A 20,727-nucleotide genomic window follows, 5' to 3' on the forward strand; every position below is an offset into this window, starting at 1 on the left:
TTTCGTCCGTCCGTGGGAACCGCCCGGACATCCCGGACGTCCTGATAGGGGCCGGTTCCCGGGCCTTCGCCCGGGCCGGGAACGCCCGGGTGCACGTGCGGTGAACTCGGCCTTCCGGTGATCCGATAGCCTCTGCCGTCGTGCCGTGCGCCGCCCCGCAGAGCCGGGCCCGGCGCGGCACGCCAGCCGCCCGCCGCGTCCCGCGGCCGCATGGCGGCCACGCCAGCCGCAAGGAGTGAGTTCGTCTGTCGACCGCCATCCTCATCGGTCCGCCGCCCGCCGGCTCCTCGCTGGAGGACGACCTGCGGGCGCTCGGCTTCGACGTGCGCACCACGACGGGTGCCGCCGGCGCGGCCGAGGAGCTCGCCGCGGTCCCGGCCGCCGAGCGGGTCGCCGTCGTCGACCCCCGCTTCGTCGGCCACCGGCACGCACTGCGGCTGGCCCTCACCGACCCCCGCTTCCCGGCGGGCGCCGTCCCCGGCGCCCTGACGGCACAGCCGGAAGCGCGCAGCGCGCTGGCGCTGGCGCTGACCGAACCGACGATCACGGGACAGGCACCGGCCGCGCCCGCCGCCGAGAGCCCGGCGCGGCCGGCCGGCGGCAGCCTGCCCGACGCCCTCGCCGCCCGGCTCGAAGCCGAAGGCGTCACCGTGCACCGCCCCGAGCTCGGCGTGCTCGTCGCCGCCGTGCCCGATGACGCGGACGCCCGGGCCAAGACGCTCGCCGAGACCGACGCCGTCGACGACGAGGCCGTACGGCTGCGCGCCGCCGTGAAGTCCCGCGACGGGTTCTTCACCACCTTCTGCGTCAGCCCGTACTCCCGGTACATCGCGCGCTGGTGCGCCCGCCGCGGCCTCACCCCCAATCAGGTGACGACCGCCTCCCTGCTGACCGCGCTGATCGCGGCCGGCTGCGCGGCCACCGGCACCCGGCCCGGGTTCGTCGCGGCGGGCGTGCTGCTGATCGCCTCGTTCGTCCTGGACTGCACCGACGGGCAGCTCGCCCGGTACTCGCTCCAGTACTCGACGCTCGGCGCCTGGCTCGACGCGACCTTCGACCGGGCCAAGGAGTACGCCTACTACGCGGGCCTGGCGCTGGGCGCCGCCCGTGGCGGCGATGACGTCTGGGCCCTCGCGCTCGGCGCCATGGTCCTCCAGACCTGCCGGCACGTCGTCGACTTCGCCTTCAACGAGGCCAACCACGACGCCACCGCCAACACCAGCCCCACCGCCGCCCTCTCCGGCAGGCTCGACAGCGTCGGCTGGACCGTCTGGGCCCGGCGCATGATCATCCTGCCGATCGGTGAGCGCTGGGCGCTGATAGCGCTGCTCACGGCGTTCACCACACCCCGTGTGGTCTTCGTCGTGCTGCTGATCGGCTGCGCCTTCGCCGCCTGCTACACCACCGCCGGCCGGGTGCTGCGCTCGCTGACCCGCAAGGCCCGCAGGACCGACCGCGCCGCCCAGGCCCTGGCCGACCTCGTGGACTCCGGCCCGGTGGCCGAGGCCGTGAGCCGCGTCCTCGGCCGGCGGGTGCCCGGCGGGTCGTACAGCGCGCCCTACTGGGCGCTGCTCGCCGCCGCGGCCCTGTTCGTCTGGCCGCTGGCCGCCGGGAACCTGGGCACCTGGCGGGGCCTGCCGCCCGCCGTGGTCTACGCGCTGCTCGCGGGCGTCGCCGTGGCGCACGCCCTCAAGGGCCCGCTCGACTGGCTGCTGCCGCCCGTCTTCCGGGCGACCGAGTACGGGATCGTCCTGCTGCTCGCCGCCCGCTCGGACGCCCCCGGCGCCCTGCCCGCGGCTTTCGGGCTGGTCGCCGCGGTCGCCTACCATCACTACGACACGGTGTACCGCATCCGCGGCGGCACCGGCGCGCCCCCGCACTGGCTCGTCCGGGCCATCGGCGGGCACGAGGGACGTGTGCTGGCGGTCACCGCCGCCGCCTCCCTGTGGCACGGCCGAGGCTTCACCATCGCGCTGACGGTCCTGGCGGCCGCCATCGCGCTCGTGGTGCTCAGCGAGAGCATCCGGTTCTGGGTGTCCTCCGGGGCGCCCGCAGTCCACGACGAAACAGGAGAACCCGCATGATCGGCCTCGTGCTGGCCGCCGGCGCCGGACGGCGTCTGCGCCCCTACACCGACACGCTGCCCAAGGCTCTGGTGCCGGTGGGTCCCGAAGGCGCGGAGGACTCGCTGACGGTCCTCGACCTGACCCTCGGCAACTTCGCCGAGGTCGGCCTGACCGAGGTCGCCGTCGTCGTCGGCTACCGCAAGGAGGCCGTGTACGCGCGCAAGGAGGAGCTGGAGGCCAAGTACGGCGTCACGCTCACCCTGATCGACAACGACAAGGCCGAGGAGTGGAACAACGCCTACTCCCTGTGGTGCGCCCGTGACGTGCTCGGCCGCGGTGTGATCCTCGCCAACGGCGACACCGTCCACCCCGTCTCCGTCGAGAAGACCCTGCTCGCCGCGCGCGGCGACGGCAAGAGGATCATCCTCGCCCTCGATACGGTGAAGAACCTCGCCGACGAGGAGATGAAGGTCGTCGTGGACGCCGGCAAGGGCGTCCAGAAGATCACCAAGCTGATGGAGCCCGGCGACGCCACCGGCGAGTACATCGGCGTCACCCTCATCGAGGCCGAGGCCGCCGCCGAGCTGGCCGACGCCCTGAAGGCCACCTTCGAGCGCGACCCCGACCTGTACTACGAGGACGGCTACCAGGAGCTCGTCCACCGCGGCTTCAAGATCGACACGGCCCCCATCGGCGAAGTGAAGTGGGTCGAGATCGACAACCACGACGACCTCGCCAAGGGCCGGGAGATCGCGTGCCAGTACTGACGAGGCTCATCCCCTCGCCGGTCGTCGTCGACATCCGCCCCGGAGCGCTGGACAACCTGGCCGGGCTCCTCCACGACCAGCGGATCTCCAGCTCCGGCAAGCTGGCCGTCGCCATCAGCGGCGGCTCCGGGGCGCAGCTGCGCGAGCGGCTCGCCCCGGCGCTGCCCGGCGCCTCCTGGTACGAGGTGGGCGGCGGCACCCTCGACGACGCCGTCCGGCTCGGCGACCGCATGAAGAAGGGGCGCTACGACGCGGTCGTGGGCCTCGGCGGCGGAAAGATCATCGACTGCGCCAAGTACGCGGCCGCCCGCATAGGGCTTCCGCTGGTCGCCGTGGCCACGAACCTCTCGCACGACGGGCTCTGCTCGCCGGTCGCCACGCTCGACAACGACGCGGGCCGCGGCTCCTACGGCGTGCCCAACCCGATCGCCGTCGTCATCGACCTGGACATCATCCGCGAGGCCCCGTCCCGCTACGTCCGCTCCGGTATCGGCGACGCGATCTCCAACATCTCCGCCGTCGCCGACTGGGAGCTCGCCCACCGCGAGCGCGGCGAGAGCATCGACGGACTGGCCGCGGCCATGGCCCGGCAGGCCGGAGAGGCCGTGCTGCGCCACCCCGGCGGCGTCGGCGACGACGCCTTCCTCCAGGTGCTCGCCGAGGGCCTGGTGCTCACCGGCATCTCGATGTCCGTCGCGGGCGACAGCCGGCCGGCCTCCGGCGCCTGTCACGAGATCAACCACGCCTTCGACCTCCTCTTCCCCAGGCGCGCCGCCAGCCACGGCGAGCAGTGCGGCCTCGGGGCAGCCTTCGCGATGCACCTGCGCGGTGCCCACGAGGAATCCGCGCTCATGGTCGAGGTACTGCGCCGCCACGGTCTGCCCGTGCTGCCGGGCGACATCGGCTTCACCGACGACGAGTTCGTCTCGGTCGTGGAGTACGCGCCGCAGACCCGCCCCGGGAGATACACCATCCTGGAGCACCTCGACCTCTCCACCGATCAGATCAGGGACGCGTACGCCGACTATGCACAAACCATCAGTCGCTGAACTCCGCCCGGTCGTCCACCCCGCGGGTGTGAAGGACCGGCGCAGCGGTGAGCACTGGGCAGGCCGCCTCTATATGCGAGAGATCTCGCTGCGCTGCGACCGCTACCTGGTGAACACCAGGGTCACGCCCAACCAGCTCACCTACCTGATGACCGTGGCGGGCGTCCTCGCGGCCCCGGCCCTGCTGGTGCCGGGGATCTGGGGCGCCGTCCTCGGTGTGGTCATGGTCCAGCTCTATCTGCTGCTGGACTGCGTCGACGGCGAGATCGCCCGCTGGAAGAAGCAGTACTCGAACTCCGGGGTGTACCTGGACCGGGTCGGCGCCTATCTGTGCGACGCCGCGGTCCTGGTCGGCCTGGGCCTGCGCGCCGCCGACCTGTGGGGGAGCGGCCGGATCGACTGGCTGTGGGCCTTCCTGGGCACGCTCGCCGCGCTCGGCGCCGTCCTGATCAAGGCCGAGACCGACCTCGTCGGCGTCGCCCGCCACCAGGCCGGGCTGCCGCCGGTCAAGGAGGCCGCGTCCGAGCCGCGCTCGTCCGGCATGGCGCTGGCCCGCAAGGCCGCCGCGGCGCTGAAGTTCCACCGGCTGATCCTCGGCATCGAGGCGTCCTTGCTGATCCTCCTCCTGGCGATCGTGGACGCGGCCCGGGGCGACCTGTTCTTCACCCGCCTCGGCACGGCCGTCCTGGCCGGCATCGCGCTGCTCCAGACGGTGCTCCACCTCGTGTCCATCCTGGCGTCGAGCAGGCTGAAGTGAGCGAGAACACGATGAAGGTCGGCGCGGTCGTCCTGACCATGGGCAACCGCCCCGACGAGCTGCGCGCCCTGCTGGAGTCGGTCGCCAAGCAGACCGGCGACCCCATCGAGGTCGTCGTCGTCGGCAACGGCTCCCCGCTGCCCGAGCTGTCCGTGCCCGGCCTCGCCGTGCGCACCGTCGAGCTGCCCGAGAACGTGGGCATCCCGGCCGGCCGCAACGTCGGCATCGAGGCCTTCGGTCCGGCCGGCCGGGACGTCGACGTCCTGCTCTTCCTCGACGACGACGGGCACCTGCCGAACCAGGACACGGCGAAGCTGTGCCGGGAGGCGTTCGCCGCCGACCCGGAGCTGGGCATCATCAGCTTCCGGATCGCCGACCCGGACACCGGCGTCACCCAGCGCCGTCATGTGCCCCGGCTGCGGGCGTCCGACCCGATGCGTTCCTCGCGCGTGACCACCTTCCTCGGTGGCGCCAACGCGGCCCGCACCCGGGTCTTCGCCGAGGTGGGCGGGCTGCCGGACGAGTTCTTCTACGCCCATGAGGAGACCGACCTGGCCTGGCGGGCCCTGGACGCGGGCTGGATGATCGACTACCGGTCGGACATGGTGCTCCACCACCCGACGACCGCCCCGAGCCGCCATGCCGTCTACCACCGTATGGTGGCCCGTAACCGGGTCTGGCTGGCCCGCCGCAATCTGCCCGCGCCGCTGGTCCCCGTCTACGTCGGGGTCTGGCTGCTGCTGACCCTGGCCCGGCGGCCCTCCCTGCCCGCGCTGCGCGCGTGGCTGGGCGGCTTCCGGGAGGGCTGGACGACCCCGTGCGGCCCACGGCGCCCGATGAAGTGGCGTACCGTGTGGCGCCTGACCCGACTGGGTCGTCCGCCCGTGATCTGACAAGCTCGTATCCGAGAGTCGTGTCGAAGAGCATCGGGCGCGCACCGGGGCCTGGCCCTGGGGGCGCGCCTTGAGGACGAAAGTGTCAACTGTGAGCGAGACAACGCACGACAGTGCGGTCGCCCTGACTGTGCCGTCGTCACCCGACGACGGACTGCCCGCCGCCGAGCTGGCCCGTAAGTACGGCCTCGCGGTGAGCGGCGCCCGGCCTTCCCTGGCCGAGTACACGCGGCAGCTGTGGGAGCGGCGCCACTTCATCGCCGCCTTCTCCCGGGCGAAGCTGACCGCTCAGTACAGCCAGGCCAAGCTGGGCCAGGTCTGGCAGGTGGCCACGCCCCTGCTGAACGCCGTCGTGTACTACTTCATCTTCGGCGTGATGATGGACCAGAAGCGCGCGATGGCGACGAACACCTACGTCCCGTTCCTGGTGACCGGTGTGTTCGTCTTCACCTTCACCCAGAGCTCGGCGATGGCGGGCGTCCGGGCGATCGCGGGCAACCTGGGCCTGGTGCGGGCCCTCCACTTCCCCCGGGCGGCCCTGCCGATCTCCTTCGCGCTCCAGCAGCTCCAGCAGCTGCTCTACTCGATGGTCGTGCTGGCCGTCGTCCTGGTGGCCTGCGGGCACATGCCGTCGATGGCATGGCTGATGATCGTCCCGGTGCTGGCGTTCCAGTTCCTCTTCAACACCGGACTGGCGCTGATCCTGGCCCGCGCGGGCAGCAAGACCCCCGACCTGGCCCAGCTGCTGCCGTTCCTGCTGCGCACCTGGATGTACGCCTCGGGTGTCATGTACAGCCTGGTCGACAACCTCAAGCGGACCCACGTGTCCCAGTGGGTGATCGATCTGCTGGGGGCCAACCCGGCGGCCGTCTACATCGACCTGATGCGCTACGCGCTCATCGACGACTACGGGGCGAAGCACCTGCCGCCGCACGTGTGGGCGCTGGCGGTCGGCTGGGCCGTGCTGATCGGCGTCGGCGGCTTCGTCTACTTCTGGAAGTCCGAGGAGAAGTACGGCCGTGGCTGAGCAGATCACCCCCAAGGGTTCCGAGAACGTCCCGACCGTGATCGCGGACGACGTCCATATCGTCTACCGCGTCTACGGCGGCAACACCGGCCGGGGCAGTGCCACGGCCGCCCTGAACCGGATCGTCCGCCGGCAGCCGAGCGCCGGCGTGCGGGAGGTGCACGCCGTCAAGGGTGTGAGCTTCACCGCCTACCGGGGCCAGGCCATCGGCCTGATCGGCTCCAACGGCTCGGGCAAGTCGACCCTGCTCAAGGCGATCGCCGGGCTGCTGCCCACCGAGCGCGGCAAGGTCTACACCGACGGCCAGCCCTCGCTGCTGGGCGTCAACGCCGCCCTGATGAACGACCTCACCGGCGAGAAGAACGTGATGCTCGGCGGGCTGGCCATGGGGATGTCCCGGGAGCAGATCCGCGAGCGCTACCAGGGCATCGTCGACTTCTCGGGGATCAACGAGAAGGGCGACTTCATCACCCTGCCGATGCGCACGTACTCGTCCGGCATGGCGGCCCGGCTGCGGTTCTCCATCGCGGCCGCCAAGGACCACGACGTGCTGATGATCGACGAGGCGCTGGCCACGGGTGACCGGGCCTTCCAGAAGCGCTCCGAGGAACGCATCCGTGAGCTCCGCAAGGAGGCCGGCACGGTCTTCCTGGTCAGCCACAACAACAAGTCCATCCGGGACACCTGTGACCGGGTGCTGTGGCTGGAGCGCGGGGAACTGCTGATGGACGGGCCGACGGACGAGGTCGTCCGGGCCTATGAGAAGGAAACGGCCCGCTGACACGGACGTGACGTCCAAGGCCCCCGCCGGTGCGCTCGCGGCGGGGGCCTTGACCGTTCCGTAACGATCAACTGGCTTATTGTCAGGGCCGATTGGGCGCTCGCGTGGCATGGTATGGATCAAGCACATACCCCGGCGAGCGTCGGACACCTGTGCGGCGTACGCTGTAGCCTGCTCTTTTGCGGCTGTTTTGGGGCGGGGCGTGGCGATGCACGCGGACGGCCCCACCGCCGGAGCCGCGACGGAGCGGCCCGGAAGGGAGGCCAGGGGCGCGGCCCGCCCTGCGGCGTGTCCGAAATAGGATGTTCTGGGTCGGCAGTGTAGAACGGGAGATGTGACGGCAATGGTTACGGGAACTCTCCAGATCAGAGACGCGTACGCCGTCCCCGGTCCGGGCAGCCCGCGATGACCGCGGGGACGGACGCGCACGCGCGCGCCGTGCTCGACAAGGCCGCGCACGAGAACTTCCCCGTGGCGCCCTTCTTCGTGCCACGCGCCTGGCGTACGGATCTCATGGCGATCTACGGCTACGCCCGCCTCGTCGACGACATCGGCGACGGCGACCTCGCCCCCGGCGGCCGCGACGCCGAGCTGCTCGGCCTGGACCGTGAGCGGACGGACGACCGCCCGGCCATGCTGGACGCCTTCGAGGCCGACCTCCGCCGGGTCTTCGACACCACCGGCACGGGCCCGCGCCACCCGCTGCTGCTCCGCCTGCGTCCGACCGTCCGCCGGTGCGGTCTGACGCCCGAGCCCTTCCTGGGGCTGATCGAGGCGAACCGCCAGGACCAGCGGGTGCGCCGCTACGGGACCTACGCCGACCTGCTCGCCTACTGCGAGCTGTCCGCGAACCCCGTCGGCCGCCTCGTCCTGGGCATCACCGGCACCACCAGCCCCGAGCGGGTCCGCCGCTCGGACGCGGTCTGCACCGCCCTGCAGATCGTCGAACACCTACAGGACGTCGCCGAGGACCTCCGGCGCGACCGCGTCTACCTGCCCGCCGAGGACATGGCGCGTTTCCGCGTCACGGAGGCCGATCTCGCCCTCCCGACCGCTGGCGCGTCGGTGCGCGCCCTGGTCGCGTACGAGGCGGAACGCGCCCGGCGCCTGCTGAATGAAGGCACCCCCCTGGTGGGTAGCGTCCACGGCAGGCTGAAGCTGTTGCTCGCGGGATTCGTGGGCGGAGGGAGGGCCGCACTCGCCGCGGTCACCGCCGCGGGACACGACGTTCTCCCCGGACCGCCCAAGCCCACCAAGCTCAGCCTGCTGCGCGAGGTGGGGGCGACACTGCGAAGAGAGGGGTGAGCCGGAACGTGAATGCAACGCCACAAGCGTCGCCGCCGGTACTCGCCGCGTACAGCTACTGCGAAGCCGTCACAGGACAGCAGGCCGGCAACTTCAGCTATGGGATCAGGCTGCTGCCCACCGCCAAGAGGCGGGCCATGTCGGCGCTGTACGCCTTCTCCCGGCGCGTCGACGACATCGGGGACGGCCCCCTGGACCCCGAGTCCAAGCGGCTGCGGCTGGAGGACGCCCGCACCACGCTCGACCGGATCCGGACGGGCGACATCGAGGAGGACGACACCGACCCGGTGGCCGTCGCGCTCGCCCATGCCGTGCGTCGCTTCCCCATCCCCCTCGGCGGCCTCGACGAGCTCATCGACGGCGTCCAGATGGACGTCCGCGGCGAGACCTACGAGACCTGGGACGACCTCGCCCGCTACTGCCGCTGTGTCGCCGGCGCCATCGGACGGCTCTCCCTGGGCGTCTTCGGCACCGTGCCCGGCGCACGGGACGCCGCGCGCGCCCCGGAGTACGCCGACACGCTGGGCCTGGCGCTCCAGCTCACCAACATCCTCCGCGACGTCCGCGAGGACGCGGCCAACGGCCGCACCTACCTGCCCTCCGACGACCTCGCCAAGTTCGGCTGCTCGGCCGGATTCCACTCCGCCCTGCCCCCGGCCGGCGCGGACTTCACCGGCCTGGTCCACTACGAGGTCCGGCGCGCCCGCGCGCTGTTCGCCGAGGGCATGAAGCTGCTGCCCATGCTCGACCGGCGCAGCGGCGCCTGCGTCGCGGCCATGTCCGGCATCTACCGCCGGCTGCTGGACCGCATCGCCGAGGAGCCCACGGCGGTGCTGCGCGGCCGCGTCTCGCTGCCGGGCCACGAGAAGGCCCTCGTCGCCGTGCGCGGACTCTCCGGCTACGACGCCCGCAGCGTCCACCGGCAGACCGCCAGGGGGCGCGTTTGATGACCCCCGCCCGCACCATGACGACCCGCACCGGCCGTACGCCCGGCGAGACGCTCCACCGCACCGGAAACCGGTGCGCAACCCTCCGCCCGGTGGACGCGTCCCTGACAGCAGCCGAGGGGATGGGCGCATGACAGAACGAACGACAACCCGGCCCGACCGGCTCCGCACGGACCAAGCAGGCCGCCCCGACGGGGCGGCCGCGGTAGTGATCGGGGGCGGACTCGCCGGTGTCACGGCGGCCCTCGAACTCGCCGCCGCCGGGCTCCGCGTCACCCTGCTGGAGGGCCGGCCCCGCCTCGGCGGGCTCGCCTTCTCCTTCCGCCGCGGCGAGCTGACCGTCGACAACGGCCAGCACGTCTACCTGCGCTGCTGCACCGCCTACCGGTGGTTCCTCGACCGGATCGGCGGCACCCACCTGGCCCCCCTCCAGGACCGGCTCGACGTGCCCGTCCTGGACGTCGGCCACCCCTCGGGCAGGCCCCGCCTCGGCCGGCTGCGCCGCGCCGCCCTGCCCGTACCCCTCCATCTGGCCGCCAGCCTCGCCACCTACCCGCACCTCTCGCTCGCCGAGCGGGCCGCGGTCGGGCGGGCCGCCATGGCGCTGCGCGGCCTCGATCCGGACGACCCCGCTCTGGACGGCGTGGACTTCGGCACCTGGCTGCGCCGCCACGGCCAGTCGCCCCGGACGGTCGAGGCCCTGTGGGACCTGGTGGGCGTGGCCACCCTCAACGCCACCGCCGACCACTCCTCGCTGGCCCTGGCGGCCACGGTCTTCAAGACCGGCCTGCTCTCCGACCCCGGCGCCGCCGACATCGGCTGGGCCCATGTGCCGCTCGGCGAGCTGCACGATCGCCTGGTCCGCGCCGCGCTGGACGCCGCCGGCGTCCGGGTCGCGCTGCGCACCCGCGCCACCCGGATCGCCCGCCGCCCCGACGGCGGCTGGCACGTCGACACCGAGAGCGGTCCGGGCAAGGACGACCGGCTGGAGGCCGGCACCGTCGTCCTCGCCGTGCCCCAGCGCGAGACCCACGCGCTGCTGCCCGAGGGCGCCCTCGACGACCCCGACCGGCTGCTCGGCATCGACACCGCGCCCATCCTCAACCTCCACGTCGTCTACGACCGCAAGGTCCTGCGGCAGCCCTTCTTCACGGCGCTCGGCAGCCCGGTGCAGTGGGTCTTCGACCGCACCGACTCCTCCGGGCTGGCCGCCCGGGACAAGGCCGCGCAGTACCTGGCCGTGTCCCAGTCCGCCGCGCGGGACGACATCGACCGGCCGGTCGCCGAGCTGCGCGAGCGCTACCTCCCCGAGCTGGCCCGGCTGCTGCCGGCCGCCCGGACGGCGCGGGTGAAGGACTTCTTCGTCACCCGCGAGCGGACGGCGACCTTCGCCCCCACCCCCGGCGTCGGCCGGCTCCGGCCCGACGCCCCCACGAACACGCCCGGCCTCTACCTGGCCGGCGCGTGGACCGCCACCGGCTGGCCCGCGACCATGGAGGGCGCGGTGCGCAGCGGCCTCGCCGCCGCCGGCGCGGCCCTCTCCGAGCTGGGCATGCTCCACCGGAGCCCCCTGCGGGAGGCGGCGGTATGAACCAGCGAGCCCTCAAGGCGCGCGTTCCCGCGAGCGGGACGCGCATGAGCACGACCACCACCAGAGGAGAGACCGTGACATCGGCGATCCCAGCTGTCGACACCGCGGGCGTGCGCGCCCTGCTGGAGCGCGGACGGACGCTTGCCACTCCGGTGCTGCGTGCCGCCGTGGACAGGCTCGCTGCACCCATGGACACCGTCGCCGCCTACCACTTCGGCTGGATCGACATCGACGGCAAGCCCGCCCACGGCGACCCGGGCAAGGCCGTCCGGCCCGCCCTCGCCCTGCTGTCGGCCGAGGCCGCCGGTGCCCCCGCCGAGACCGGCATCCCCGGCGCGGTGGCCGTCGAGCTCGTCCATAACTTCTCGTTGCTGCACGACGACCTGATGGACGGCGACGAGCAGCGCCGCCACCGCGACACCGTCTGGAAGGCCTACGGGCCGGCCCAGGCCATCCTCGTCGGCGACGCCCTCTTCGCGCTCGCCAACGAGATCCTGCTGGAGCTCGGCACGGTCGAGGCCGGGCGGGCCACCCGCCGGCTCACCACCGCCACCCGCAAGCTCATCGACGGCCAGGCCCAGGACATCTCCTACGAGCACCGCGAGCGCGTCACCGTCGCGGAGTGCCTGGAGATGGAGGGCAACAAGACCGGCGCGCTGCTGGCCTGCGCGGTCTCCATCGGCGCGGTCCTCGGCGGCGCCGACGACCGTACGGCCGACACCCTGGAGGCCTACGGCTACCACCTCGGCCTCGCCTTCCAGGCCGTCGACGACCTGCTGGGCATCTGGGGCGACCCGGAGGCCACCGGCAAGCAGACCTGGAGCGACCTGCGGCAGCGCAAGAAGTCCCTGCCCGTGGTCGCCGCCCTCGCGGCCGGCGGCCCCGCCTCCGAGCGGCTCGCCGGCATCCTCGCCGACGACGCGGGGCTCACCGACGCGCAGCTCGCCGACTTCGACGAGGAGGAGTTCGCCTCCCGCGCGGCGCTGATCGAGGAGGCGGGCGGCCGCGAGTGGACCGAGCAGGAGGCCCGCCGCCAGCACGCCACCGCCGTCGAGGCCCTCGACGGCATCGACATGCCCGCGGAGATCCGCGCGCAGCTCGTCGCGCTCGCCGATTTCGTCGTCGTACGGAAGAGTTGATCACCATAAACGCGAACTAGCCCCGCGGTCTCCGGCCGGTGCCTTGTGTGTGCGGCACCGGCTGACGGAACCCCCCGAAGTACGGCAGTCACAGCAGTACGGCAGAGAAGGAACTCACTGCATTAGGGGAAACCATGACAGCGACGACCGACGGCACCGGGGAGTCACCGCTCCCCGAGGCCGAGGCCGGCCACAGCACCACCGCTCCGGCGACCGCCACGGCGTCACCCGGAGCGCCGAAGACGAGTGAAGCCGCGGCGCGGGCCGTCACCCTCGCCACGGAACACCTGCTGGCCCGCCAGGACGCGGCGGGCTGGTGGAAGGGCGACCTGGAGACCAACGTCACCATGGACGCCGAGGACCTGCTGCTGCGCAGGTTCCTGGGCATCGACGACGAGCGGACCACGGCGGCCGCCGCCCGCTTCATCCGCTCGCGACAGCGCCCCGACGGCACCTGGGCCACCTTCCACGGCGGGCCCGCCGAGCTCTCCGCCACCGTCGAGGCCTACACCGCCCTCCGCCTCGCCGGGGACGCCCCCGAGGCCCCACACATGGCCGCCGCCTCCGCCTGGGTCCGCGAACAGGGCGGCATCGCCGCCGCCCGCGTCTTCACCCGGGTCTGGCTGGCCCTCTTCGGCTGGTGGCGGTGGGAGGACCTGCCCGAGCTACCGCCCGAGATCATGTACCTGCCGAAGTGGGTGCCCCTCAACCTCTACGACTTCGGCCAGTGGGCCCGGCAGACCATCGTCCCCCTGACGATCGTCTCCGCCCTGCGGCCCGTCCGGCCCGCGCCGTTCGCCCTCGACGAGCTCCACACCGACCCCCGCCGGCCGAACCCGCCGCGCCCCCTCGCCCCCGCCACCAGCTGGGACGGCCTCTTCCAGCGCCTGGACAAGGCGCTGCACGTCTACCATCGCCTCCCCGTCGCCCCGCTGCGCAGGGCCGCGCTGCGCTCGGCGGCCCGCTGGATCGTCGAGCGCCAGGAGAACGACGGCTGCTGGGGCGGCATCCAGCCTCCCGCCGTCTACTCGGTCATCGCCCTCCATCTGCTGGGCTACGACCTCCGTCACCCGGTGCTGCGCGCCGGGCTGGAGTCGCTGGACCGTTTCGCCGTCTGGCACGAGGACGCGGACGGCGCCCCCGTCCGGATGATCGAGGCCTGCCAGTCCCCGGTCTGGGACACCTGCCTGGCCACCACCGCCCTCGCCGACGCGGGCCTGAGCCCCGACCACCCGGCGCTGGTCAAAGCCGCCGACTGGATGCTGGACGAGCAGATCCTGCGCCCCGGCGACTGGACCGTCAAACGGCCGCACCTGACCCCGGGCGGCTGGGCGTTCGAGTTCGACAACGACGTCTACCCCGACATCGACGACACCGCCGAGGTCGTGCTCGCCCTCAAACGGGTCCGCCACCCCGACCCCGAACGCCTGGAGACGGCGGTCCGGCGGGCCGCCAACTGGGCGGTGGGCATGCGGTCGAGAAACGGCGCCTGGGGCGCCTTCGACGCCGACAACACCAGCCCGTTCCCCAACCGGCTGCCGTTCTGCGACTTCGGCGAAGTGATCGATCCGCCGTCCGCCGATGTCACCGCCCACGTCGTGGAGATGCTGGCGGTCCTCGGCAAGCAGCACGACCCGCGCGCCCGCCGGGGCGTCGAATGGCTGCTGGGCGAACAGGAGGAGTCCGGCGCCTGGTTCGGCCGCTGGGGCGTCAACTACGTCTACGGCACCGGGTCCGTGGTGCCCGCCCTGGTGGCCTCCGGCATCCCCGTCTCCCACCCCGCCGTCCGCCGGGCCGTCGCCTGGCTGGGCGAGGTGCAGAACCCGGACGGCGGCTGGGGCGAGGACCTCCGCTCGTACCGGGACCCCGAATGGATCGGCCGGGGCGCCTCCACCGCCTCCCAGACCGCCTGGGCGCTGCTGGCGCTGCTGGCGGCGGGGGAGCGGGACGGCGAGGCCGTGGAACGCGGGGTGACCTGGCTGACGGACACCCAGCGGGAGGACGGCTCCTGGGACGAGCCGCACTTCACCGGCACGGGCTTCCCCTGGGACTTCACCATCAACTACCACCTGTACCGCCAGGTGTTCCCCCTCACCGCCCTCGGCCGCTACCTGCACGGCGAGCCCTTCGCCGAGACGCCACTGGAGGGCTGATGTCCACCGGCACGGGTACCCCCGCCCCCGCACCGCTGCTGATCGCCTGCGCGCTCGGCATCGAGCGCCTCGCCCTGCGCGGCGGCCTCGGCGGCGCGGCCGGACCCGTGACCGTCCTGCGCACCGGCATGGGCCCGCAGGCCGCGGAACGCGCCGTGACCCGGGCCCTCACCGACGGCGCCCCGGCCGGGCCCGGGTTCGAGACCGCGGTGATCGCCACCGGCTTCTGCGCCGGCCTGGCGCCGGGGATGCACCCCGGCGACCTGGTCGTCGCCGACGAGACCCGCGACCGGGCGGGCCGTACCGAGTGCGCCGGCGTCGAGCTGCTGGCCAAGGAGCTCGCCCGGGTGGCGCCCCGGCGCGTCATCCACACCGGGCCGCTGGTCGGCTCCGACCACGTCGTACGGGGCGCGGAGCGGGGCGCGCTGCACGCCGCCGGGGCGCTGGCGGTGGACATGGAGTCCGCGGCCACGCTCCGAAGCGCCGTGCGGGCCGGTGCCCGCCCCGTTGCGGCCGTAAGAGTGGTCGTGGACGCTCCCGAACATGAACTTGTGCGAATCGGGACCTTGCGGGGTGGAATATCGGCTTTCCGCGTGCTCCGCACCGTCCTGCCGGCCTTTTTCGAATGGCACCGTTCTTTGCTGCTCCCCAGGAGGTGAGCCAGATGGCCATGCCGCTTCGCCAGACCATCCGGGTCGGGACCTATCTCTTCGAACAGAAGCTCCGCCGTCGGGAGAAGTTCCCGCTGATCGTCGAGCTGGAGCCGCTCTACGCCTGCAACCTCAAGTGCGAGGGCTGCGGGAAGATCCAGCATCCGGCGGGGGTGCTCAAACAGCGGATGCCCGTGGCCCAGGCGGTCGGCGCGGTGCTGGAGTCGGGGGCGCCGATGGTGTCCATCGCCGGCGGCGAGCCCCTGATGCACCCTCAGATCCACGAGATCGTGCGCCAGTTGGTGGCCAGGCGGAAATACGTCTTCCTGTGCACCAACGCCCTGCTCATGCGGAAGAAGATGGAGAAGTTCACCCCCTCGCCGTACTTCGCCTTCGCCGTGCACATCGACGGACTGCGCGAGCGCCACGACGAGTCCGTGGCCAAGGAGGGGGTGTTCGACGAGGCGGTGGAGGCGATCAAGGAGGCCAAGCGGCGGGGCTTCCGGGTCACCACCAACTCCACCTTCTTCAACACCGACACCCCCCAGACCATCATCGAGGTGCTCAACTTCCTCAATGACGAGCTGCGGGTCGACGAGATGATGATCTCGCCGGCCTACGCCTACGAGAAGGCCCCCGACCAGGACCACTTCCTGGGCGTCGAGCAGACCCGGGAGCTGTTCAGGAAGGCGTTCGCCGGGGGCAACCGCTCCCGCTGGCGGCTCAACCACAGTCCGCTCTTCCTCGACTTCCTGGAGGGGAAGGTCGACTTCCCCTGCACCGCGTGGGCCATCCCCAACTACTCGCTCTTCGGCTGGCAGCGCCCCTGCTATCTGATGAGCGACGGGTACGTGCCCACCTACCGGGAGCTGATCGAGGAGACCGACTGGGACAAGTACGGCCGCGGCAAGGACCCCCGGTGCGACAACTGCATGGCGCACTGCGGCTACGAGCCCACCGCCGTCCTCGCCACCATGGGCTCGCTCAAGGAGTCGCTGCGCGCGGCCCGCGAGAGCGTCGCCGGAAACCGGGGCTGACCGCGATGGCCACCACGGAGCCGGTCTCCCTCGGCCTGCCCGTGCCACCCGCCCGGCCCCTGGCGGCACGCCGTCCCGCACGGCGCATCCAGGTCGGCCGGGTACCGGTGGGCGGGGACGCCCCGGTGTCGGTGCAGTCGATGACGACGGCGGTCACGGCCGATGTCGGCGCCACATTGCAGCAGATCGCCGAGCTCACGGCGGCGGGCTGCCAGATCGTCCGCGTCGCCTGCCCCTCGCAGGACGACGCGGACGCGCTGCCGGTCATCGCCAGGAAGTCGCAGATCCCGGTGATCGCCGACATCCACTTCCAGCCGAAGTACGTCTTCGCCGCCATCGACGCCGGGTGCGCGGCGGTGCGCGTCAACCCCGGGAACATCCGGCAGTTCGACGACAAGGTCAAGGAGATCGCCAAGGCGGCCGCCGCCGCGGGCACCCCGATCCGCATCGGCGTCAACGCCGGGTCCCTGGACAAGCGACTGCTGGGCAAATACGGCAAGGCCACCCCGGAGGCCCTGGTGGAGTCGGCGCTGTGGGAGGCGTCGCTCTTCGAGGAGCACGGCTTCCGCGACATCAAGATCTCGGTCAAGCACAACGACCCCGTCGTGATGGTCAACGCCTACCGTCAGCTGGCCGCCCAGTGCGACTACCCGCTGCACCTGGGCGTCACCGAGGCCGGCCCGGCGTTCCAGGGCACCATCAAGTCCGCCGTCGCCTTCGGTGCCCTGCTCTCCGAGGGCATCGGCGACACCATCCGGGTCTCCCTCTCCGCCCCGCCCGCGGAGGAGGTGAAGGTCGGCATCCAGATCCTGGAGTCCCTGGGCCTCCGGCAGCGCCGGCTGGAGATCGTCTCCTGTCCGTCCTGCGGACGGGCACAGGTCGACGTCTACAAGCTGGCCGACGAGGTCACGGCCGGCCTGGACGGCATGGAGGTGCCGCTGCGCGTGGCGGTGATGGGCTGTGTCGTCAACGGGCCCGGCGAGGCCCGCGAGGCCGACCTGGGGGTGGCGTCCGGCAACGGCAAGGGCCAGATCTTCGTGAAGGGCGAGGTCATCAAGACCGTCCCCGAGTCGAAGATCGTGGAGACCCTCATCGACGAGGCCATGAAGCTCGCCGAACGGATGGAGAAGGACGGCACCCCCTCGGGGCCGCCGGCCGTCACCGTCCTCTGAGGAATCCGGGCGGAGTCCGATCAACGCGCCCGGCACCGCCGGGCCGACGACAGGAGGAGGGGGCCGGCGTGTCGTTGCTGGAGAACATCCGCGGTCCGCGCGACCTGAAGGAACTTGACGGCGAGGAGCTCACCGACCTCGCCGAGGAGATCCGCCATTTCCTGGTCCACGCCGTGGCCAGGACCGGCGGCCACCTCGGGCCGAACCTCGGCGTGGTCGAGCTGACCATCGCCCTGCACCGGTCCTTCGACTCGCCCTCGGACCGCATCCTGTGGGACACCGGGCACCAGTCCTACGTCCACAAGCTGCTCACCGGACGCCAGGACTTCTCCAAACTGCGCGGCAAGGGCGGCCTGTCCGGCTACCCCTCGCGCGAGGAGTCCGAGCACGACGTCATCGAGAACAGCCACGCCTCGACCGTCCTCGGCTGGGCCGACGGTCTCGCCAAGGCCAACCAGATCCTCGGCCGCTGGAACAACCACGTCGTCGCCGTCATCGGCGACGGCGCCCTCACAGGCGGCATGGCCTGGGAGGCCCTCAACAACATCGCGGCCGCCAAGGACCGCCCGCTGATCATCGTCGTCAACGACAACGAACGCTCCTACGCCCCCACCATCGGCGGCCTCGCCGACCACCTGGCCACCCTGCGCACCACCGACGGCTACGAACGCGCGCTGTCCTGGGGCAAGGACGCCGTCCAGAGCGTGCCCCTGCTCGGCAAGCCGCTCTACGAGTCGCTCCACGGGGCGAAGAAGGGCTTCAAGGACGCCTTCGCCCCCCAGGGCATGTTCGAGGACCTGGGACTGAAGTACCTCGGCCCGATAGACGGCCACGACATCGCGGCCGTCGAGTCGGCGCTGCGCCGGGCCAAGCGCTTCCACGGGCCCGTCCTCGTGCACTGCCGCACCGAGAAGGGGCGCGGCTACCAGCCCGCCCTGGAGGACGAGGCGGACCGCTTCCACACGGTCGGCGTGATGAACCCCCTGACCTGCGAGCCCCTCGCCCCCTCGGCCGGCACGTCGTGGACTTCGGTCTTCGGCGACGAGATGGTCAGGATCGGCGCCGAGCGGCCCGACGTCGTCGCGATCACGGCGGCGATGCTCCACCCCGTGGGCCTGAGCAAGTTCGCGGCGGCCTACCCGGACCGGGTCTGGGACGTCGGCATCGCCGAGCAGCACGGCGCGGTGTCGGCGGCCGGGCTCGCCACGGGCGGCCTCCACCCGGTCCTCGCCGTCTACGCCACGTTCCTCAACCGTGCCTTCGACCAGGTGTTGATGGACGTCGCCCTGCACAAGTGCGGCGTGACGTTCGTCCTGGACCGGGCCGGGGTCACCGGAACCGACGGGCCGTCCCACAACGGCGTGTGGGACATGTCGGTCCTCCAGGTCGTCCCCGGCCTGCGGATCGCCGCCCCGCGCGATGCCGGCCAGCTGCGGGCCCAGCTGCGCGAGGCCGTCGCCGTCGCCGACGCCCCCACCGTCGTCCGTTTCCCGAAGGAGAACGTGGGCGAGGCCCTCCCGGCCGTGGGCAGGATCGGCGGCATGGACGTGCTCACGGGCCCGGCGGACCCCGAGAAAGCGGACGTCCTGCTGGTCGCGGTCGGCGCCATGGCCCGGGTGGCTCTGGACGCGGCCGACCTGCTGGGCTCCCGGGGCACGAGCTGCACCGTCGTCGACCCGCGCTGGGTCAAACCCGTCGACGAGGCGCTGCCCGCGCTCGCCGCCCGCCACCGCGTGGTCGCCGTCGTCGAGGACAACAGCCGCACCGGAGGCGTCGGCTGGGCCGTGGCCCAGGCGCTCCGCGACGCCGACGTCGACCTGCCCGTACGGACCTTCGGCATCCCCGAGCAGTTCCTGGCCCACGCCAAGCGCTCGGAGGTCCTGGCGGACGTGGGGCTCACCCCCGCCGAGATCGCCGGACGGATCAGCGCCGTCCTGGTGAGGACCGAGGAACAGCACAAGGACAGGGACAGGGAGAAGGAGAAGAGCGAGGCATGACCGCCGACGGCACCGAGAGATTCGACCTGGCCCGGCTGCTGGCCGAGCGCGGCGGCGAACGGTACGAACTGCACGCCCGGTACCTCAACCACCAGCTGCCGCGCATGCTCCGCACCATCGGCTTCGACAAGGTGTACGAGCGGGCGGAGGGCGCGTACTTCTGGGACGCCGAGGGGCACGACTACCTCGACATGCTCTCCGGCTTCGGGGTGATGGGCCTGGGCCGGCACCACCCCGTGGTCCGCAAGGCCCTCCACGACGTCCTGGACGCCTCGCTCGCCGACCTCACCCGCTTCGACTGCCCACCGCTGCCCGGCCTGCTCGCCGAGCGGCTGCTGTCGTACACCCCGCACCTGGACCGGGTGTTCTTCGGCAACAGCGGCACCGAGGCGGTGGAGACCGCCCTGAAGTTCGCCCGGTACGCCACGGGCAGACCGCGCGTGCTGTACTGCGCCCACGCCTTCCACGGCCTGACCATCGGCTCCCTGTCCGTCAACGGTGAGGACGGCTTCCGGGACGGCTTCGCGCCCCTGCTCCCGGACACCCCGGTCCCGCTCGGCGACCTGGACGCCCTGGAACGGGAGCTGCGGCGCGGCGACGTGGCGGGCCTGATCGTCGAGCCCGTCCAGGGCAAGGGCGTCCACCTCACGCCGCCCGGCTACCTCCGGGCGGCGCAGGAGCTGCTGCACCGCCACAAGGCGCTCCTCATCGCGGACGAGGTGCAGACCGGGGTGGGCCGCACGGGAGCGTTCTTCGCCCACCAGCACGAGAGCGGGGTGGAGCCCGACCTGGTGTGCGTGGCGAAGGCCCTCTCGGGCGGCTATGTGCCGGTCGGGGCGACCCTGGGCAAGGACTGGATCTTCAAGAAGGTCTACTCGTCCATGGACCGGGTGCTCGTCCACTCGGCCAGCTTCGGCTCCAACGCGCAGGCCATGGCCGCCGGGCTGGCGGTGCTGGAGGTGCTGGAGGACGAGGGGATCGTCGCCAACGCCCGCGACACGGGCGAGCTGCTGCGCTCCCGCCTCGCGGCGCTGGTCGGCAAGTACGAGCTGCTGCACGACGTGCGCGGCCGCGGCCTGATGATCGGCATCGAGTTCGGCAGACCCAAGTCGCTGGGCCTGCGCGGCCGCTGGACGATGCTCCAGGCGGCCCGCAAGGGTCTCTTCGCCCAGATGGTCGTGGTGCCGCTGCTCCAGAAGCACCGCATTCTCACCCAGGTCTCGGGGGACCAGCTGGAGGTGATCAAACTGATCCCCCCACTGATCATCGGCGAACCCGAGGTCGACCGCTTCGTGGAAGCGTTCACGGCGGTGATGGACGAAGCCCACAACGGCGGCAGCCTGATGTGGGACTTCGGCCGCAACTTGGTGAAACAAGCTGTGACGGGCCGGTAGAC

17 protein-coding genes are annotated in these 20,727 nt (G+C 72.2%); all 17 read left to right on the plus strand.

All coding sequences use genetic code 11. From position 1 onward, the window contains the following. The first annotated feature begins 245 nt into the window (after positions 1-245). The 17 genes from AB0E98_RS12325 to AB0E98_RS12405 all read left to right on the plus strand — a co-directional run bounded on the left by AB0E98_RS12325 (position 246) and on the right by AB0E98_RS12405 (position 20,725). On the plus strand, positions 246-2,084 hold the full coding sequence (locus AB0E98_RS12325) for a DUF5941 domain-containing protein (RefSeq protein WP_361702110.1): 1,839 nt from the start codon (positions 246-248) through the stop codon (positions 2,082-2,084). Then, a complete protein-coding gene (locus tag AB0E98_RS12330) occupies positions 2,081-2,833 on the plus strand; it encodes a phosphocholine cytidylyltransferase family protein (RefSeq protein ID WP_361701571.1) in 753 nt (250 codons plus the stop codon). The genes AB0E98_RS12325 and AB0E98_RS12330 overlap by 4 nt, the downstream gene beginning before the upstream one ends. Continuing rightward, the gene (locus AB0E98_RS12335) at positions 2,821-3,882 is read left to right on the plus strand and encodes an iron-containing alcohol dehydrogenase family protein (RefSeq protein WP_361701573.1); all 1,062 of its coding nucleotides are present in this window, start codon (positions 2,821-2,823) and stop codon (positions 3,880-3,882) included. Before AB0E98_RS12330 ends, AB0E98_RS12335 begins: the two co-directional genes overlap by 13 nt. Next, positions 3,860-4,639 carry a CDP-alcohol phosphatidyltransferase family protein gene (locus AB0E98_RS12340; protein ID WP_361701575.1) on the plus strand — a complete coding sequence of 260 codons (780 nt, stop codon included), beginning with the start codon at positions 3,860-3,862 and terminating at the stop codon, positions 4,637-4,639. Before AB0E98_RS12335 ends, AB0E98_RS12340 begins: the two co-directional genes overlap by 23 nt. Before the next feature lie 11 nt (positions 4,640-4,650). Then, positions 4,651-5,532 (plus strand): glycosyltransferase family 2 protein, encoded by an 882-nt coding sequence (locus AB0E98_RS12345; RefSeq protein ID WP_361702111.1) that lies wholly within the window; start codon positions 4,651-4,653, stop codon positions 5,530-5,532. A 91-nt stretch (positions 5,533-5,623) separates the two neighbouring features. Next, complete coding sequence (locus tag AB0E98_RS12350; RefSeq protein WP_361701577.1) at positions 5,624-6,559, plus strand: ABC transporter permease; 936 nt, start codon at positions 5,624-5,626, stop codon at positions 6,557-6,559. After that, on the plus strand, positions 6,552-7,340 hold the full coding sequence (locus AB0E98_RS12355; RefSeq protein ID WP_361701579.1) for an ABC transporter ATP-binding protein: 789 nt from the start codon (positions 6,552-6,554) through the stop codon (positions 7,338-7,340). Before AB0E98_RS12350 ends, AB0E98_RS12355 begins: the two co-directional genes overlap by 8 nt. 405 nt (positions 7,341-7,745) lie before the next feature. Further along, on the plus strand, positions 7,746-8,645 hold the full coding sequence (gene hpnC, locus AB0E98_RS12360) for a squalene synthase HpnC (RefSeq protein WP_361701581.1): 900 nt from the start codon (positions 7,746-7,748) through the stop codon (positions 8,643-8,645). 8 nt (positions 8,646-8,653) lie between these two features. Next, positions 8,654-9,592: a presqualene diphosphate synthase HpnD gene (gene hpnD, locus AB0E98_RS12365; protein WP_361701583.1), complete on the plus strand. Its 939-nt coding sequence runs from the start codon at positions 8,654-8,656 to the stop codon at positions 9,590-9,592. Positions 9,593-9,722: 130 nt separating this feature from the next. Continuing rightward, positions 9,723-11,183 carry a hydroxysqualene dehydroxylase HpnE gene (hpnE, locus tag AB0E98_RS12370; RefSeq protein WP_361701584.1) on the plus strand — a complete coding sequence of 487 codons (1,461 nt, stop codon included), beginning with the start codon at positions 9,723-9,725 and terminating at the stop codon, positions 11,181-11,183. Between the two features lie 44 nt (positions 11,184-11,227). Next, the gene (locus AB0E98_RS12375; RefSeq protein WP_361702113.1) at positions 11,228-12,322 is read left to right on the plus strand and encodes a polyprenyl synthetase family protein; all 1,095 of its coding nucleotides are present in this window, start codon (positions 11,228-11,230) and stop codon (positions 12,320-12,322) included. A gap of 134 nt (positions 12,323-12,456) precedes the next feature. Further along, positions 12,457-14,475, plus strand: a complete 2,019-nt coding sequence (gene shc, locus AB0E98_RS12380; RefSeq protein ID WP_361701586.1) for a squalene--hopene cyclase — start codon at positions 12,457-12,459, stop codon at positions 14,473-14,475. Next, a complete protein-coding gene (locus AB0E98_RS12385; RefSeq protein ID WP_361701588.1) occupies positions 14,475-15,134 on the plus strand; it encodes a 1-hydroxy-2-methyl-2-butenyl 4-diphosphate reductase in 660 nt (219 codons plus the stop codon). Before shc ends, AB0E98_RS12385 begins: the two co-directional genes overlap by 1 nt. A gap of 5 nt (positions 15,135-15,139) precedes the next feature. After that, a complete protein-coding gene (gene hpnH, locus AB0E98_RS12390; protein WP_311609379.1) occupies positions 15,140-16,162 on the plus strand; it encodes an adenosyl-hopene transferase HpnH in 1,023 nt (340 codons plus the stop codon). A 5-nt stretch (positions 16,163-16,167) separates the two neighbouring features. Beyond that, positions 16,168-17,334 (plus strand): flavodoxin-dependent (E)-4-hydroxy-3-methylbut-2-enyl-diphosphate synthase, encoded by a 1,167-nt coding sequence (ispG, locus tag AB0E98_RS12395; protein ID WP_361701591.1) that lies wholly within the window; start codon positions 16,168-16,170, stop codon positions 17,332-17,334. 68 nt (positions 17,335-17,402) lie between these two features. Next, complete coding sequence (gene dxs, locus AB0E98_RS12400; RefSeq protein ID WP_361701593.1) at positions 17,403-19,331, plus strand: 1-deoxy-D-xylulose-5-phosphate synthase; 1,929 nt, start codon at positions 17,403-17,405, stop codon at positions 19,329-19,331. Beyond that, complete coding sequence (locus AB0E98_RS12405; protein ID WP_361701595.1) at positions 19,328-20,725, plus strand: aspartate aminotransferase family protein; 1,398 nt, start codon at positions 19,328-19,330, stop codon at positions 20,723-20,725. The genes dxs and AB0E98_RS12405 overlap by 4 nt, the downstream gene beginning before the upstream one ends. Positions 20,726-20,727: the final 2 nt, after the last annotated feature.

It is taken from the genome of Streptomyces sp. NPDC037389, from assembly GCF_040636475.1.
In the GTDB taxonomy this organism is placed as follows: Bacteria; Actinomycetota; Actinomycetes; order Streptomycetales; family Streptomycetaceae; genus Streptomyces; species Streptomyces hesseae.